Raw genomic sequence first — 401 nt, forward strand, 5'->3', positions numbered from 1 at the left:
CTGTACCCGCATATGACGGTGGCGCAGAACATGGGGTTCGCGTTGAAGTTGCAGGGTTTGTCGAAGCAGGTGATCGGGGAGAAGGTCGCTGAGGCGGCGAAGCTGTTGGACCTGGAGAAGTACTTGGCGCGTAAGCCGAAGGCGCTTTCGGGTGGTCAGCGGCAGCGGGTGGCGATGGGGCGGGCGATCGTGCGTGACCCGGCGGTGTTCCTGATGGATGAGCCGTTGTCCAACTTGGACGCGAAGCTTCGGGTGGAGACGCGGGCGAACATCGCCGCTCTGCAGCGGCGGTTGGGGACGACCACCATTTATGTGACCCACGATCAGGTGGAGGCGATGACGATGGGTCATCGTGTCGCCGTGCTCAAGGATGGGTTGTTGCAGCAGTGCGACACGCCTCG

The 401-nt window shown here is 62.8% G+C and carries 1 protein-coding gene; it reads left to right on the top strand.

The window, feature by feature from the left end; genetic code table 11:
* Positions 1-401, top strand: a 401-nt coding sequence (locus QSK30_RS36655) for an ABC transporter ATP-binding protein (RefSeq protein WP_285510009.1), incomplete at both ends; no start/stop codon positions are given.

Source organism: Actinokineospora sp. NBRC 105648 (assembly GCF_030269645.1).
Lineage (GTDB): Bacteria > Actinomycetota > Actinomycetes > Mycobacteriales > Pseudonocardiaceae > Actinokineospora.